Below are 16,545 nucleotides of genomic sequence, written 5' to 3'. Positions count from 1 at the left end.
GCGCAGCCGCATCCCGGCTTTTCCACCGGCGGTGTTTCATCGCGACAAGCGATCGCAACGCCCGCCCCTCCTGCGCCCGGTGAATTGTTAGCCGCGAGGCACCGGCCAGGCCAGCACCGGCCCGCCGTCGTCGATGCGCGCATGCACCGGCGGGTGAAAGCCCGCCGCCTGCAGCGCGCGCAAGGCGGGCCGCGCCTGGGCGTTCACGTCCAGGACATGGCCCTCCGCGGCTTCGCTGAGGAAGGACAGGTAGACCGTCTGCCGCGGCAGCAGGGCCGCGAGGTGGCTGCGCCAATCCGGCCCCAGCCGCGCCTCTGCCTCGGCAGGGTCGCCTGGGTAGAAGCGCGCGCCCAGCGCCTGCCAGAAGGGCGAGCGCTGTTCTTCGTCTACCCAACCAGGCAGTTCGGCCACCAGCCAGTCGCCGAAGTCGGCCGGGCGCTCGCGCAGCTGCGCCTGGGCGGCGGCGATGAGCAGCGACAGCGCCGCTTCCTGATAGGCCTCGCTCAAGCCCGGCGCGGTGCGCATCTCGGCCAGCTCGGCGCTGCCAGTGTGGTCGTTGCCGAGCAGCAGCGTCGTCTGCACGCGGAACAGGTCCAGCTCCGCCGCTGCATGCACGACGCGGCCAAGGCGGAAGTGATAGCGCGGCAGCTTCAGGCCCAGGCGCGGCACTAGCAGCAGCGAGGCGCTCGCGTCGCCCAGCGCCAGGCGCAGGCCGACTGGCTCGGCGGTGATGTGAACGCGGCTCATGCGGCCACCTCCGTCTGCAGCGGCGTCATGACGAGACGCTCGCCGGGCTGCGCGCCCACACGCGAGGCGGTGTCGGCGTCGATCTCTCGGCCCACCTCGGCGATGACGGCGCGAAAGCGCGAGCGTTCCGTGCACGCCAGCAACGCCCACTCGCGCGGGCCTGCATCGGCTTCGGCCTGCACCACCACCTCGCGCGCCAGCCTCACGCTGCGCAGCGACGCCAGCGGCGCCTCCACGGTCGGCCCGCCGTCGAAGATGTCCACATAGCTGTCCGCGTCGAAGCCTTCGTCCTGCAGCACCGAGAAGGGCAGCTCGCCCACCGGGTGCAGCTGGCCCAGCGCCCACTGCGCGGCCTCGGGCAACAGCGCCACGTAGATGGGCGAGGGCGGCATCAGGTCGGCGATGAAGGCCTTGCTGCGGCCGCCGACGATGACCTCGGCCTGCGGGTAGTCCATGCCGAAGAAGCGCCGGCCAACGGCGTCCCAGAAGGGGCTCTGACCTGCCGCGTCGGTGATGCCGGGGCTCTCGGCGGCAATGCGCTCCGAGAAGCGCGCCGCGTGCGCTCGGATGAAGAGCAGCCGTGCACGCGACAGCAACTGGGCGGCGGGGCCGTGCTCGTAGTCGGGGTCGAGATAGAAGGAGGTCAGCAGCGTCGCGCCCGTCAGGTCGTGGCAGAGGTGCAGGGTGTGCATGCGTTGCGACACGCCCAAGGCCGCGCTCGCGTGTACGACGAACTCGTTGCGGTAGCTGTAGAAGCGGTCGAAGAAGCCGGCGCTGGCGGCGATGCCCGAGCAGCCGACGACACGGCCAGCCGCTGTGTCTTCGAGGACGAAGAGGTAGGTCTCCTCGCCGCTGGCGTCGTCCAGGCTCGCGAAGGACTGCATCGACGCGGCAATGCGCGCGGCCAGCTTGGCCTCGTCGTTGGGCAGCGAGCTGATGCCGTCGGCACTGGCCGCCGCCATGCGCACGAGATCGGCCAGGTCGGCCTCGGCCACGGGCCGCAGCAGCAGGTGGTTCATGGGGTGTCTCCCTGGGTGGGGCCGCTGCGCCAGGCCAGCGCGCGGCGGCTGCGCTCGTCGCGCGGGGTGTGGCCGAAATGGCTCTTGTAGGCGTTGGAAAAATGCGGGCCGGACGAAAACCCGCAGGAGAGGCCGATCTGCAGGATGGACTGCGAACTCTGCTGCAGCAGCCGTTGCGCGCGCGCCAGGCGCAGCTCCAGGTAGTGGCGCGAGGGCAGGGTGTCCAGGTGCTGCTTGAAGAGGCGCTCCAACTGGCGGCGCGACACGCCGACGAGGGTGGCAACCTCTTCCGTCGGCAGCGGCTCGCCGAGGTTGGCTTCCATCAGTGCCAGGGCCTCGGCCAGCTTGGGGCTGCCGGCGCCGCGGCGCTCGCTGTAGCCGGCGCGCTGGCGCTCGTCGCGCGGGCGCAGGTTCTTCAGGCCCAGCGCTTCAGCGAGCTCCTGGCCCAGGCGCTCCCCATGCTGGGCGGCCAACCAGGCGCAGCACAGGTCCACGCTGGCCAAGCCGGAGGCAGCGGACAGGCGCAGGCCGTCGCCGCTGATCTCCCACAGGCCGTTGGCCCAGGCGACGGCGGGGTGGCTGTCGGCCAGGCTGTCCAGCAACGGCCAGTCGGCGCAGGCGCGCTGGCCGTCGAGCAGGCCGCAGGCGGCGAGCTGGGCCGCGCCGGCATCGATGCCGCCCAGCACGACGCCGTCCGCCGCCCAGCGCTTGAGCCGCGCGGCCAGCGCCGGGTCGCAGGGGCTGGTGTCGGCGGCGATGACGATGGCGGCGTGCCAGTCCGCGTCCAGCGGCAGCACCTCGGTCAGCAACTGCACGCCGTTGCCGGCCGCGACCGGCCCGCCGGCGAGCGACAGGCACTCGCCCCGCCACACCACCTCGGCCTGCAGCTCATTGGCCGCGGCCAGGCTGTCGAGCACGCCCGCGAGGGCCAGCATCGAGAAGCCCGGCAGCGGCAGCAGGCCGACGCGGCGAAGGGGAGCGGCAGTCATCCCCGCCATCGTCTCACTGCCAGTGCATCAGCGCCGGCACCGCCAGCAGCGCCAGGGCCATGACGAGGTAGATCGCCTGCAGCGGCAGCATCCAGCGCACCCATTGGCCAAAGGGCACGCCCGACAGCGCCAGCACACCGACGGTGATCCCCGAGGTCGGGATGATGGGCGTGGTCAGCTCGCCGAGCTGGAAGGCCAGCACGGCCGTCTGGCGCGTCACGCCGACGAGGTCGGCCAGCGGGGCCATGATGGGCATGGTCAGCGCGGCCTGGCCGGTACCGGAGTGGATGAAGAAGTTGATGACCGACTGGATGGCGAACATCTTCTGCGCCGCCAGCACCGGCGTGCTGCTCGCCACCAGCGGCGCCAGCGCGTTCAGCAGCGTGTCGATGATCTGGCCCTCGCGCATCAGGATGACCGTGCCCTTGGCCAGCGCGATGACCAGCGCCGTGCCGACGAGGTCGCGCGCACCGTGAAGGAAGGCGGCCATGAACTCGTCCGCCGACAGCCGCGCCAACATGCCGACAGCGACGGCCATGACGAGGAAGAGGGCGGCGATCTCTTCGATGTACCAGCCGTACTTGACGACGCCGCCGATCATCACGAGCAGCGTGGCGGCGAACAGCCACAGCACTGCGCGGTGGCGGCCGCTCATGCCCGTGAAGGCCTCGAAGCTGGCCAGGTCCAGCGTCTTGCGGCGCTCCTGGTCCATCGCGTAGGTCGGGCTCAGCGTCGGGTCACGCTTGATGCGCGCCGCCCACCACATCAGGAAGGCGACGGTGACCGTCGTCGCGATGACCCAGCACAGCGCTCGATAGCCCAGGCCCGAGAACAGCGGCACGCCGGCAATGCCTTGCGCCACGCCGACGTTGAAAGGGTTCAGGAAGGCGGTGGCAAAGCCCACCTGCGAGCCAACGAAGGGGATGGCCACGCCGGTCAGCGTGTCCAGCTTCAGCGCCAGGGCCAGCGGGATGAAGATCAGCACGAAGGGAATGGCCTCCTCGGCCATGCCGAAACTGGCGCCGCCGAGCGAGAACAGCGTGACGAAGACCGGGATGACGGCCACGCGCACCAGGGCCGAGCGGCTGTGGGCGCGGGCGACGGACTTGATCAGCGCGTCGATGGCCTCGGTGCGCTGCAGCACCGCAAAGGCGCCGCCGACGATGAGCACGAAGCCGATGATCAGCGCCGCCTCGACAAAGCCCTTGATGGGCGCCGTCAGCAGCGCGGTGAGGCCCTGCGGCTTGGCGTCGATGAGGTGGAAGCTGCCGGCGACGATCAGCGTCTTGCCGTTGACCAGCTCGGTCTGGAAGCGCCCGCCGGGCACGACCCAGGTGGCGGCCGCGATCAGCGCCAGCAGCGCGAACAGCAGCACATAGGTGTTGGGCAGGCGCAGCTTCATGGCGACAGCAGCGGGCCGGTCCGGTAGGCCACCGCGCCCGCGATCTTGGCCAGGCGCATGCCGCGGGTGGCAAAGCGGCGGGCGCTGCGCGCGAAGCAGCGACCACTGGCGCGGGCGTAAAGCGCCGCGCGCTCGTCGGTCAGCGGGTCGATGACCTCGGCCACCAGCTCGCCCGCCTCCACCCAGTCGCCCGGCGCCTTGTTGAACACGACGATGCCACTGGTGGGCGCGGTGATGGGCTCCACGCCTTCCAGTGGCGTGGGCTCGCAGGCCGTGGGCGGCGGCGGTGCCAGGCCGTCGACATGGCCGAGATGGCGCAGGTAGGCCAGCAGGGCATCGGCGTCGTGCTCGGCCAGTTCGTGCGTCACCTCGGTCTCGCCGCGCAACTCGACAGTCGCGGCCAGGCAGGCGTTGCGCTCGATGGGGAAGCGGCCTTCGAAATGCGCCGCCAGCTCCCACCAGATGCGCGAGATGGATTCGTCAAAAGGGTCGTCGCCCGACACCTCGCTGAACAGCAACGCCTGCGCGCCGAGATAGCCAGCCAGCGGCCGCAGCGCCTCGGTCTGCGGCGTGCCGGTGTAGACGTGCATGACGGCCTGGTTGTCGCAGTGAAGGTCCAGCACCAGGTCGGCATCCATGGCCAAGGTCTGCAGCAGGCGCTTCAGGGCCTCGGCTTCACTCATCGGCTGCCAGACGGCCAGCAGTTGAAGGCAGGCGGCGCGGATGGTGCGGGTGTTGGCCGCAGCATCGGCACCGAGTTGCGATTCGACCAGTGGGATCAGCGCCGCCGTCAGGTGCTTGAACTGGCGGTTGAAGTTGACGCCCGTGCCGAGGTCGAAGCGGCCGAAGGCGGTGCCCTGCACATCCTGCGCGAGGCCGATGGGGTTGGCCAGCGGCACGAGGACGATCTCGCCGGCAATGGCGCCCGCTGCATCGAGTGCCGACAGCCGTTCGATGAGTGCCTGGGCGACCAGCATCGGTGGCACCTCGTCGGCATGCAGCGAGGCGTGGATGTAGGCCTTGCGGCCCGACTCCGCGCGGCCGAAATGCAGGCTGCGGACATGGCGCTGCGTGCCGGCGCTGGCGGCCGGCAGTGCATGGTGGACGGAGCGCATCAGTTAGGTGCCAGCGGCGTGAAGAGCGGAGCGGCCATGCGCACGGGGATGACGTCCAGGCGGGCCTTCAGCACGGTGTAGTCCTCGCCGCCCAGCGCGCCGCTGAACCAGCCGACCAGGCCCGGCCCTTTGTAGAGCCGGAACTCGAAGCCGAGCTCGGGTGACAGGTCGTTGGGGCGGGGCCTGACGCGATAGGCCAGGCCGCGCACCTCGGGGGCCCGGCCGTCCAGCAACTGGGCCATGGCCGTGACGATGGTGTTGTCGGCCAGGATGTCGAGAAAGTAGTTCTCGTTCTGCAGATAGGGCTTGTAGTCGCTCGCGGCGGGGTCGATCTTCTGGTCGCGCAGCTTGTGCGCGGCGGGTGTCGTGACGCCGCTCTTGAGGTTGTGTTTGTCGCCGCGGTCCAGGTAGCTGATGAGGGCGCCGCGCAGATTGAAGGCGGGCAGCTTGGCGTCGGCCGTGGCTTCGGACAGGTCCACCAGCAGGGCGCCGCGCGCGCCGACGATTTCGACCTCGCTGCCCTTGACGACGGCGGCGGTGTTCTCTTCCACACCCAGGCCCAGCGTGTAGCCGAAGGCGCGCATGGCCGGCAGCATGCGGCCGATGCGGCCGCGCTTGAGGAAGTGCTGGTCCACGAAGAGGTCGTGGCCGACGAAGCCCAGGCCGCGGTCGTACTCTCGGCCTTCGCGCCACTGGCCTTTCAGGATCTGCATGTTGTCCCCGGCGTCGCGGAACATCATGCGGCTCATGATGGCTGCGCCGGCGCTGCTGCCGGCCACCACGCCGCCGCCGTCGAAGACCTGCCAGATGGCCTTCAGCATGGCGGTCGGCTCGCCCTTGGGCTGCAGCGTGTCGACGATGTGCTCCTGGGCGCCGCCCGAGAAGAAAACGGCCTTGGACGCGGCGACCTTGGCGATCAACTTGGAGTCGTTCAGGTTGGCCTGCAGATCGATGTCCTTCAGGCGCGGCGCGACGGGGATGGCCTCGGCATTGGCGCCGTGGCGGTTCAGCGCCGCGACGATGAGGCCGGCGCTGCGCTCGGGGTTGGCCGCGGCGGTGGCGAACACGGCGATGGGGGCACCGGCGCCGCCCGCTTCTTCGACGATGCGCTGCCAGACGGCCTCGTTGTCGTTCTTCAGGGCGCCACCGATGACGATGGCCGTGCCGGCGTGGGCGGTGGTGCCGCACCACAGCGCGATCAGGATGAAGCGGGTCAGGAATCTCATGAGGCCCATCTTGGCAGCACCGCGCGGCAGCAGCCATCGGGTTAGGCCTCAAAGCGGTGCGCCAGGCACCAGCAACGCAATTGCATGTCGCTTCAACGCAAGCGCTGTTGCAGGCCCGCCCGCCGTGTTTGCCGAGAAGCGACGCGCATTTGCGTGCAAGCGACCGGCGCGCCGAAACCCCATAGGCAAGTACTGACCCGCCTCCCTAACCTGAATGGCATTCGCTCCCACCCATTCAAAACAGAGGCCCTATGACCCGCTCCTTCACCCGGCACCCGCTGGCGCACGCCGCCTTGCTCTGCGTCATTGCGCTGCCCACGCAGGCACAACAGGACCAGAAGCTCGAACGCGTCGAGATCACCGGCTCCAGCATCAAGCGCGTGGACGCCGAGACCGCGCTGCCGGTGCAGGTCATCAAGCGCGACGACATCGCCAAGGCCGGCGTGACGACGGCGGCCGAGCTGCTGAAGAACATCAGCGCCGCCACCGCCAACCTGGGCGACGGCGCCTCCATCACCGATAACACCGGCGGCCAACGCGGCTTCAACGGCGCCAACCTGCGCGGCATCGGCGTGTCGAGCACGCTGATCCTGCTGAACGGCCGCCGCCTGGCCAACTTCGCCTCGCCCGGCGACTCGGCGGGCGTGGACCTGAACAGCATCCCGGCCGGCGCCATCCAGCGCGTCGAGGTGCTGAAGGATGGCGCTTCCGCCATCTACGGCACCGACGCCATCGGCGGCGTCATCAACTTCATCACGCGGCAGGACTACACCGGCCTGGACGTGTCCGCCTACGCCTCCGGCACACAGGAGGGCGGCGCCGGCAAGAAGACCTTCACCGTCAGCGGCGGCGTGGGCGAGCTGGCGCGCGATGGCTACAACGTCTTCGCGACGCTGGACGTGCAGCGCCTGGACGCCCTGCGCTCCACGCAGCGCGAGTTCATCCAGCAGCGCCCGCTGACCGAGACGGTGCCCTACTACCTGTCCAGCCGCCCCTTCCCCGGCAATATCCGTTTGTCGGGCACGGGCTCCACGCGCGCGGCCCAGCTCGCGGCCATCAACGCGGCCGGCTACCTCTTCAACGGCAAGCCCTACACCCAGCGCACGGTCAACCTGTTCGCGCCGGGTTGCAACCCGCCCGCTTCGGTCTACGCGCCGACGCAGATCGGCAGCGAGGCCTGCGGCTATGACTACATGGCCGACACCGAGATCTACCCCAAGGCCGACAAGACCTCCTTCCTGACGCGCGGCGTCGTCGATGTCGGCGGCGGCCACCAGCTGTTCGCCGAGGCGCTGCTGGCCCGCGCCGAGACCACCTATGTGCTGTCGCCCAACCCGACGACGCTCAGCGGCGTGACCTGGGCCGCGGTGAACCCCTTCCTGCCCAAGCCCGTCAACGACGCGCGGACGTTTGAAGTGCGCTTCCGTGCCACCGAACTCGGCAACCGCACGAACGAGGTCCAGAGCGACGCCAACCGCGTCGTCGTCGGCGCCAAGGGCACGCTGTTCGGCGACTGGGACTACACGGCCGGTGCGAGCTATGCGGTCAACAAGGTCAAGGACCGCTACGTCAACGGCTACTTCAAGTTCAACGAGCTGCTGACGGCCGTGAAGGCCGGCCAGATCAACCCCTTCGGCCCGTCGCCCGCGGCCAGCCAGTCGCTGATCCAGTCGCTGCGCATCGACGACGTTGCCCGCCGCGGCGAGGGCTCGACCTCGGGCCTGGACTTCAAGGTCACCGGCACGCTGGCCCAGCTCGAAGGCGGCGACCTCGGCCTGGCTCTCGGCGCCGAACTGCGCCGCGAGACGCAGAAGTTCACGCCCTCGGCCTTGCTGGTGGGCAACAACATCGGCGGCGACCGTGATGGCTCGGGCACCGCGCCTGCCCTGGTCGCCACGAGCTATGGCCGCAACATCGCTTCGGCCTATGCCGAGCTGAATGCGCCGGTCACCAAGGAGCTGGAGATCCAGGCCGCGCTGCGCGCCGATCACTACGAGAACGTCGGCAGCTCGGTGAACCCCAAGTTGGGACTGCGCTACCAGCCGAACAAGCAACTGGTGCTGCGCGCCTCGGCCGGCACGGGCTTCCGCGCGCCCTCGTTCAGCGAGCTGTATCGCCCGACGTCCTACGGCACGAGCCCAGCCTTCCTGTACGACAAGGTCTACGACGCGTTCGATCAGTACCCGACGCAGAAGGTGGCCAACCCCGATCTCAAGCCCGAGAAGAGCAAGCAGTTCTCGGCCGGCCTCGTCTTCGAGCCGATCAAGGACGCCACGGTCAGCCTGGACTACTGGCGCATCACCAAGACCGACGTCATCAGCGACCTGTCGGGCAAGATCATCCTGGAGAACCCGACGCGCTACGCGAGCTACATCAAGCGCGACCCGGCCGACGACTACCCGACGCTGATCCTGAAGAAGGAGAACCAGGGCGGCCTCAAGACCTCGGGCCTGGACCTGGACGCGCGCTGGCGCTCGGGTACGAGCGACCTGGGCCGTGTCGGCCTGAACTTCAGCGGCACCTACGTGCACGAGTACAAGCGCCAGTTCGGCCAGGCCGAGGGCTTCCTGGAGAACGCCGGCCGCTTCCTGCAGGACCAGGTCATCCAGCGCTGGCGCCACCGCGTGTCGGGCGACTGGGACATCGGCTCGCTGTCGCTGACGGTCGGCAACAGCTTCTTCTCAAGCTACACCGACGACAGCTACCTGCCCGACACCGCGCCGCGCAAGGTCAAGGCCTATTCGCTGTGGGACACGAGCGCCAGCTATCGATTCAGCAAGCAGTTCAGCGTGCGCGCCGGCGTGCAGAACCTGCTGAATACCGACCCGCCGTTCAGCAACCAGTCCTACTACTTCCTGTCGACCTTCGACCCGACGTACACGGACCCGCGTGGCCGCAGCTACTACGTCAGCCTGAGCTATCAGCTGCGCTGATCGGGCCAGGCGAGTTCGGCGCGCAGGCCGCCGAGCGGCGAGTCCGCTAGCCTGACGCTGGCGCCTTGCTGCCTGGCAGCGGCGCGCACGATGGCCAAGCCCAGGCCGCTGCCTTCAACAGCAGCGGCTTCGCCACGCTGGAAGCGGTCGAACACGCGCTCGCGCTGTTCCGGCGGAATGCCGGGGCCGTCATCGTCCACGCGCAGCAGCGGCGTACCCCTCGTGCTGCGCAGTGCGCTCACCTGCACCGTTCGCGCGCCGTACTTCACCGCGTTGTCGACGAGGTTGCGCAGCGCGCCGCGCAGGGCTTGCGGGTCGCCGGCCAGAGGCAGCGGGTCCGGTGCTGTCAGCGTGAGGGTCACGCCGGCCTTGTCAGCCAGCGGTTGCACGTCGGCCACCGCTTGGCGGGCCAGCTCGGCCAGGTCCAGCGGCTGCTCGGCCGCCGCAGCGCCAGGCTCGGCGCGGGCCAGCGCCAACAGCTGCTCGACGAGATGCACGGCGCGGTCGATGCCGCTGCGCAGGCGTGCGATGGATTCATCCTGCTGCGGGCCGGGCGCCGAGTCGCGCAGCAGGCCGAGCTGCAGCTTCAGCGCCGTCAGCGGCGTGCGTAGTTCGTGGGCCGCATCGGCGACGAAGCTGCGCTGCGCGTCGAACGCCGTGGACAACCGCGCGAGCAGGCCGTTGAAGGCCTCCACCAGCGGCTCGATCTCGCCGGGCAGGCCATCGGTCGGCAGGGCACCCAGCGCGTTCGCACCGCCGGCCTGCGCCGCCTGCACCACACGCGCCAGCGGCGCCAGCGACAAGCCGATCAGCCACCACAGCGCCGCCGCCACCAACGGCAGCGCCACCGCCACCGGTACCACGCTGCGCAGCGCGGCCAGCGCGGCGAGCCTTTGCCGCACGGCCAGTGGCTGGGCCACCTGCACCACGCGCAGCGGCGTTGCCGCGCCGAAGACGCGCCAGTCCTGCCCGCCCAGGCGCAGCTCGGAGAAGCCCAGCACCGCGCGCGCCGGTAGCGGCTCGGTCAAGCCCTGCGGCCGGCTGGAGTACAGCTCCAGGCCTTGCAAAGACCAGATCTGCACGACGTAGTCGAAGCTCGGATCGGCCAGCGCCGCGGCCTCGTCGCCGGCGATGCGGCCCTGGTCGCGCAGCGACAGCGCCGTCTGGCGCAGCTGGTAATCGAACAGCGCATCGGCCTCGGCGCGCACGCTGAAGTAGGTGGCGCCGCCCACGGCCAGTGCCGTCACGGCGCCCAGCACCGCGAGCAGTGCGAAGAGGCGGCCCCGCAGCGTTCCGAGCAACTTCACGCCGACCCCTTCGAGGAGGCGCCGATCAGGGGCATGTCGTCAACAAGCAGCAGGTGCATGGCGGGTGGGGTGTGGCGCCGCATTCTGCCGCCATGAAAAAAAGTTGCGCGCTGCTGTCGATCGGGCGCCGGCTCGCGCATCACCAGGTCAGGAGCCCGCGCGGTGTGGGTTCCGCAGTCTTGGAGCCTTCCCATGAAAACCACCCTTGCCACAATGGCCCTGGCGCTGCTGGGCGCCGGTACCGCCCTGGCGGCACCGTTCCAGATCCTCGTCTACGAAAGCCCTGCCGATCTGGCCCTTCGCGGTGACGCCGCAGCGGCGGGCCGGGCCTACTGGCAGGCGTACCAGGCCTACGGCGCCGCCCTGCAGACCGCCGGCGTGCTGCGCGGCGGTGCTGCCTTGCATGGCAGTGCCGCCGCCCGTGCCGTGCGCGCCAATGCCGGCCAGACCGAAGTCACCCGCGAGCCCGTGGCACACAGCACGATGGAGCTGGGCGGCTACTTCGTCATCGAGGTGAACAGCCTGGATGACGCCGTCGCCTGGGCTGCACGCGCACCCGCCGCGGCGCGCGGCGGTGCGGCGGAAGTCCGCCCCCTGTACCCTGTGCCCGGCATGTCCGTCGCACGCTGAACATCCCATCCCACTGGAGCTCTTCATGCAATTCATGCTCATCTATCGCGAGACCACCGCCGAGGTCGGCCGCCGCGACGACCCCGCCGCCGCGCCCGCCTACTGGGGCGCGTGGAACGCCTACATCGGTGCCCTGGGTGGCGCCGGCGTCATCGTCAGCGGCAACGGCCTGCAGCCGCCGCGCACCGCCACCACCGTGCGCGTGACCGGTGGCCAACGCCAGGTGCAGGACGGCCCGTTTGCCGACACCCACGAGCACCTGGGCGGCTACTTCATCGTCGAAGTGCCGTCGTTGGACGTGGCGCTGGAATGGGCCGCCCGCGCGCCCTGTGCCTCGGCCGGCAGCGTCGAGGTGCGGCCGGTGCTGCCGCCGCCGCCAGCGCAGTGAGCGAGGAGGCCGCCCGGGCGGCGGAGCGCGTTGCCCGTGAGTGCTACGGCCGGCTGGTGGCGCTGCTGGCCTGGCAGTGGCGCGACCTGGCCGCGGCCGAAGACGCGCTCAGCGAGGCCTTCGCTGCTGCACTGCGTACCTGGCCCGAGCAGGGGCTGCCCGCCTCTCCCGAGGCCTGGCTGATGGCGGTTGCCAAGCGACGTCTGCTGCACGAGGCTCGGCACACACGGCTGACGCAGGACCCGACCGTGACTGCGCTGTTCGAGGACGACACGGCCGCGCCTACCGCCGAGGCCGTGCCTGACGCCCGGCTGCGGCTGATGTTCGTCTGCGCCCACCCGGCGCTGGCCGAGAACGTGCGCGCGCCGCTGATGCTTCAGGCCGTGCTGGGCCTGGACGCGCAGGCCATCGCCAGCGCCTTTCTCGTGTCGCCCGCGGCGATGGCGCAGCGCCTGGTGCGAGCCAAGGCTCGCATCCGCGAGACCGGCCTGCGCTTCGACCCGCCCGAGACCAGCGAGCTGCCCAGCCGCCTGGCCGCCGTGCTGGAGGCGATCTACGGCGCCTACACGCTGGGCCGTCACGGCCCCGACACGCCGGCCGGCGACCTGCGCGAGGAGGCCGTCTTCCTGGCCCGGCTCGTCACCGCGCTGCAGCCCGACCAGGCCGAGGCTTGGGGGCTGCTTGCACTGCTCTTGCACGTCGAGGCGCGGCGGGCGGCGCAGTTCGACCCTGAGGGCCGTTTCGTGCCGCTGCCTCGGCAAGACCCCGCGGCCTGGGACACCGGCCTGGTCACCGAGGCCGAGCAGGCGCTGTGGACAGCCGCGCGCCTGCGCCAGCCCGGCCCCTTCCAGCTGGAGGCGGCCATCCAGTCGGCTCACGCGCAGCGCCGCGTGACCGGCCGCACGCCTTGGGCCGGCATCGCCCAGCTCTACGCACTGCTGGTGGCCCACCACCCCAGCCTGGGCGCGCGCGTGGGCCAGGCGGTGGCGCAGGCTGAAGCCGGCGACCCGCCGGCCGCGCTGGCGACGTTGGATGGGCTGCCCGCTGCCGCCGTGCAGGCCTACCCGGCCTACTGGGTGGCGCGTGCCCACGTGCTGCTGCTGGCGGGCGCGCCCGGGCACGAGGCCGCGCTGCAGCGCGCCATCGGCCTCACGGAAGACCCGCGGCTGCGCGAGTTCCTGGCCGCTTCAGCGGCTGAGTCGCGTCACGCCGCGCCGCCCTTCTCGGGCCCCGCGTAGTACCCCAGCCCGCGCACCGTGTGCAGCAGGTCGGGCCCCAGCTTCTTGCGCAGCTGGTGCATGTAGACACTGATGGCGTTGCTCTCCAGCTCCTCGCCCCAGCCGTAGAGGCGGTCTTCGAGCTGGGCGCGCGACACGATGGCGCCGGGCCGCTCCAGCAGCGCCTCCAGCAGCGCGAACTCGCGGGCCGACAGCAAGATTGATTTGCCGGCGCGCGTGACCTCGCGCGTGGCCGGGTCCAGCCGCAGGTCGGCCACCTGCAGGCCCGTGTCGGTGCGGCCGCCGCGGCGGCGGGTGACGGCGCGCAGGCGGGCCAGCAGCTCGTCCAGCTCGAAGGGCTTGACGAGGTAGTCGTCCGCGCCGGCGTCGAGCCCGGCAACCTTGTCGGTCAACGCGTCGCGTGCCGTCAGCACGAGGACCGGTGTCGCGTCGCCGCGGGCACGCATGGAACGCAGCACCTCGATGCCGCCGCGCTTGGGCAGGCCCAGGTCCAGCAGCACGGCATCGAAGCGCTCGCCACTGGCCAGCACCGCGTCCGCCGCCTGGCCGTCACGCACCCAGTCGGCCGCAAAGCCCTGGCGGCGCAGCGCTTCGCGCAGGCTCTCGCCAATCATGGGGTCGTCTTCAACGAGGAGGAGGCGCATCGGTGATCGCGGGCGCAGCTGAACAAGGCACGGATTGTGGCGACGCGTTTGATTGCCCGCGTCGGCCGATGGGATGTCGGCGCGTGGTCGTCACCGTAAAAACCCACGATGGCGTCACGCTTCACCAACTGGCAAAGTGGGACGCAAGGTTGCGCACTAACTTATTGCCGTAAAGCCCGCTCAGCGTGGCCTCGGCTAGTGGTAGCGCCCAATGGCGCGCATTGGGAATATCGAGCGGGTATTAAAAACCCGACTTTCAATCGGGGTAATAGGTGGCATGGTTCAGTCTGTGCAGTTCGGAAGTGAACATCGCAATCAATACTGCTTTCTCTAGTTCTATGGTGCTGACTTGGTCTCTGCTTAGTTCCTCGGAGCACAGCCGATGAGTATCTGCTCCGTTTTTATCAGCTACGCGCATGAGTCCCCGCAGCTCCGAGCGCAGGTGCGTGCGTTGGCCAATTGGCTGGAGTCAAACGGAATACAAGTCATATCTGATTTTCAGTATGAAATTCGCCCCCCTGCCTCGGGGTGGCACGCCTGGATGTCCCGCTCGCTGGACGAGGCCGAAGTCATTCTGGTTGTCTGCACGCCAACACTGCGTGCGCGGTACGAAAGGCGTGAAGTTCCCGCCGTCGGCATGGGCGCGACATTCGAAGGCGCCCTCATAACCCAGTCGATTTACGAAAGCTCGCAGCAGAACGAAAAAGTATTTCCAATTATTCCAGATGGCGGCACAAAGGACGACGTTCCGAAAACGCTTCGAGCGTATGAAAACAATCACTTCTTTCCGTCTGGAAACAGTCGCATACTTGAGCTTGTTCGCATGCAAAATAGGCATGCTTTTCAGCCGCTTATTCCAGCGATTGGCCATCCCGGAAAACTTCAAGGCCCTGCAGACAATCGCCTGGCTCCACGCGCTACGGCAATAGTTGGACGTCAGGCAGAGTTGGACGTTGTCCTCAGATTTCTAAATGGGCACGAGGACTCGGCCGTCGTTTGTGCGAACGTCACCGGTAGTGGTGGGATCGGAAAGACGGAGTTGTGCAAGGCCGCGCTTAAAGCCTGGCTCACGCAGGATCCCGCACGACTAGCCTATTACATTGATGTTCCCGATACTGCGGATGAAGTGACGCTGGTTAGAAAGCTTGGCGCCGCACTCGGCATTGAATCTGTCAATCATTTTGAGCAGTTGCGGCCGTATCTGGTGCCTGCGTTGTATTATCTCGACAATCTCGAGCGTATTGCGGAAATGCAAGAGGGGCGAGATATTCTTCGGCTGCTTCGTGACACTCCCGGAGTTCGGCTTCTTGCATCTTCCCGTGTAGGACTTCCGGGAGACCTCGGGCGCTCCATCGCGATTGACGCACTGCCGCTGGATGCTGCAGTTGCGGTCTTCACCAATTGCTGGACCGGTAGCGCGCCAATACTGGACACGCAGGATCTGCGTGACTTCTTGGAAAACGATCTCGGATGTCACGCCCTTGCCATCACGCTCTTGGCTCGCTTGGGTGAGAGTTATGGCCTTGAATCAATATTCAACCTCTGGCGCCAGCATGGGGCAGCAGCCTCTCGAGATGTTTATGACGGAGTGTCGCGTCATGGCAGTCTGGCCGTAAGTCTCGCCCTAACTGCTGAGCGGCTCAAGACTGTGGAGGGCGCTCTTGCACTGTGGACTCTGAGCGCTCTGTTCGAGAAGGGAGTGCCGGAAGCTTTGGTGTTGCGCTTTGAAAAGGCTTCTGGGATTTCCTATGACGCACGCCAGCATCTGATCCGTCAACATATTTGGAAGCTGCAAGAGGACAGGTTCCGGATACTTCCGCCCATCGCCCGCTATGCATTTGACGAAGCCCGCTCCGAGCGTAACGGCTTCTCTTGGCGAAATACCAGAGTTCACGTCATGGAGTATCTGGAGGCCGATGCGGCCACCTTGGAGCCGGATGAACTCTTAGCAAGAGACGAGGCTGCATTAAAAGCATTTCTCCTGGAGGTCGACTTTAATCGAATCGAGGAGGTAAATACTGCGATAAAGAACGCTGCGCGCCACGATCATGTCGCAAATGTTTCTCACGAGTTCAGAACGCCCTTGACCGTCTTGGGTGGATTCGTAGAAACGCTCCAGACGCTGCCACTGTCCGATGCAGAGCGGGCTAGGGTATTCAAGTTGATGGCGCAGCAAATTGATAGAATGCAAGCCCTCGCTGCGGATCTTTTGACAATTGCGCAAATTGAAAATCCTCGATTTGATTCTGATGCATCTTGGACGAATATTGATCTGATCTTGCAGGCGATCAAAGTTGAGGCAGAGCAGTTGTCGGACAAAAACCACTTGATTTCGTTTCCTGCGTCCTCCGGTGCGCGCATCCTCATGCGCCAAGACCTTTTGCATAGTTGCATAAGCAATCTTGTTGTTAATGCCATTCGATATACAAAGTCGGGCGGTCAAATCACGATTGCTTTGTCTCGCGTTGATGGAGGCTGCTTGACGGTTTCTGTGGTGGACAATGGCGTCGGGATTGATGAGAGGCATTTCCCTCGCATCGGTGAGCGCTTTTATCGAGTCGATGGACGTCGATCACGAGAAACGGGCGGCACAGGACTCGGCCTTGCGATCACGAAGGAATTGGTGCATCGAATTGGGGGGGCGCTCAAGTTTGAGAGCGAGCTCGGCGCTGGATCTACCTTCACGCTGGCCTTCCCCTCGGAGCGAGTTCAGTATGGGCAGAACGATGGGTGACCCTGCTTAGCTGGGCGCCCGCGGGCGCTGAGCCTGGAACGGTTCTTTCGTCGGCACGGCGCTTGGGAATGCCGATAGGTGCCCCGCAGTCCCGCAATGGAAAGGACTGCCTCGATGAAAAACGCAGGGGTGCTCGTGGCCGTGCCCGTATCCGCGAACAGCGGCGGCAAGAC

Annotated in this window: 13 protein-coding genes; 5 read left to right on the top strand and 8 right to left on the bottom strand. The window is 68.0% G+C overall.

Annotated elements, in window-relative coordinates:
* Window positions 1–87: 87 nt before the first annotated feature.
* From AC07V5_RS01320 to AC07V5_RS01295, 6 genes are read right to left on the bottom strand one after another with little or no spacing between them, the layout of a single operon-like run.
* Window positions 88–747 (bottom strand): arginine N-succinyltransferase, encoded by a 660-nt coding sequence (locus tag AC07V5_RS01320; protein ID WP_495113672.1) that lies wholly within the window; start codon window positions 745–747, stop codon window positions 88–90.
* Complete coding sequence (locus AC07V5_RS01315; RefSeq protein ID WP_495113671.1) at window positions 744–1,766, bottom strand: arginine N-succinyltransferase; 1,023 nt, start codon at window positions 1,764–1,766, stop codon at window positions 744–746. Before AC07V5_RS01315 ends, AC07V5_RS01320 begins: the two co-directional genes overlap by 4 nt.
* On the bottom strand, window positions 1,763–2,755 hold the full coding sequence (locus AC07V5_RS01310) for a GlxA family transcriptional regulator (RefSeq protein ID WP_495113670.1): 993 nt from the start codon (window positions 2,753–2,755) through the stop codon (window positions 1,763–1,765). Before AC07V5_RS01310 ends, AC07V5_RS01315 begins: the two co-directional genes overlap by 4 nt.
* Before the next feature lie 13 nt (window positions 2,756–2,768).
* Complete coding sequence (locus tag AC07V5_RS01305) at window positions 2,769–4,157, bottom strand: YfcC family protein (protein ID WP_495113669.1); 1,389 nt, start codon at window positions 4,155–4,157, stop codon at window positions 2,769–2,771.
* The gene (locus tag AC07V5_RS01300) at window positions 4,154–5,272 is read right to left on the bottom strand and encodes a succinylglutamate desuccinylase/aspartoacylase family protein (protein ID WP_495113668.1); all 1,119 of its coding nucleotides are present in this window, start codon (window positions 5,270–5,272) and stop codon (window positions 4,154–4,156) included. The genes AC07V5_RS01305 and AC07V5_RS01300 overlap by 4 nt, the downstream gene beginning before the upstream one ends.
* Window positions 5,272–6,498, bottom strand: a complete 1,227-nt coding sequence (locus tag AC07V5_RS01295) for a cyanophycinase (protein WP_495113667.1) — start codon at window positions 6,496–6,498, stop codon at window positions 5,272–5,274. The genes AC07V5_RS01300 and AC07V5_RS01295 overlap by 1 nt, the downstream gene beginning before the upstream one ends.
* Before the next feature lie 251 nt (window positions 6,499–6,749).
* On the opposite strand from AC07V5_RS01295, the gene AC07V5_RS01290 reads away from it, so the two are divergent.
* Window positions 6,750–9,431, top strand: a complete 2,682-nt coding sequence (locus AC07V5_RS01290; protein ID WP_495113666.1) for a TonB-dependent receptor — start codon at window positions 6,750–6,752, stop codon at window positions 9,429–9,431.
* Here the strand turns inward: AC07V5_RS01290 and AC07V5_RS01285 are convergent.
* Window positions 9,419–10,738, bottom strand: a complete 1,320-nt coding sequence (locus AC07V5_RS01285; protein WP_495113665.1) for a sensor histidine kinase — start codon at window positions 10,736–10,738, stop codon at window positions 9,419–9,421. The two genes, AC07V5_RS01290 and AC07V5_RS01285, sit on opposite strands and share 13 nt — an antisense overlap.
* A 192-nt stretch (window positions 10,739–10,930) precedes the next feature.
* Between AC07V5_RS01285 and AC07V5_RS01280 the strand changes: the two genes are divergently transcribed.
* From AC07V5_RS01280 to AC07V5_RS01270, 3 genes are read left to right on the top strand one after another with little or no spacing between them, the layout of a single operon-like run.
* A complete protein-coding gene (locus AC07V5_RS01280; protein ID WP_495113664.1) occupies window positions 10,931–11,368 on the top strand; it encodes a YciI family protein in 438 nt (145 codons plus the stop codon).
* Between the two features lie 25 nt (window positions 11,369–11,393).
* Entirely contained in the window at window positions 11,394–11,756 is a 363-nt protein-coding gene (locus AC07V5_RS01275; RefSeq protein ID WP_495113663.1) for a YciI family protein, read from the top strand.
* Window positions 11,753–12,994, top strand: coding sequence for an RNA polymerase sigma factor (locus AC07V5_RS01270; protein ID WP_495113662.1), 1,242 nt, complete (start codon window positions 11,753–11,755; stop codon window positions 12,992–12,994). The genes AC07V5_RS01275 and AC07V5_RS01270 overlap by 4 nt, the downstream gene beginning before the upstream one ends.
* Here AC07V5_RS01270 and AC07V5_RS01265 read toward each other — a convergent pair.
* Window positions 12,961–13,638 carry a response regulator gene (locus AC07V5_RS01265; RefSeq protein WP_495113661.1) on the bottom strand — a complete coding sequence of 226 codons (678 nt, stop codon included), beginning with the start codon at window positions 13,636–13,638 and terminating at the stop codon, window positions 12,961–12,963. The two genes, AC07V5_RS01270 and AC07V5_RS01265, sit on opposite strands and share 34 nt — an antisense overlap.
* A 382-nt stretch (window positions 13,639–14,020) precedes the next feature.
* Here AC07V5_RS01265 and AC07V5_RS01260 point away from each other — a divergent pair, with 382 nt between their 5' ends.
* Complete coding sequence (locus tag AC07V5_RS01260; RefSeq protein WP_495113660.1) at window positions 14,021–16,372, top strand: ATP-binding protein; 2,352 nt, start codon at window positions 14,021–14,023, stop codon at window positions 16,370–16,372.
* Window positions 16,373–16,545 lie beyond the last annotated feature (173 nt).

This window comes from Roseateles sp. GW821-FHT02E12 (assembly GCF_059421665.1).
This window is presented reverse-complemented; position numbering and strand designations above follow the sequence as displayed.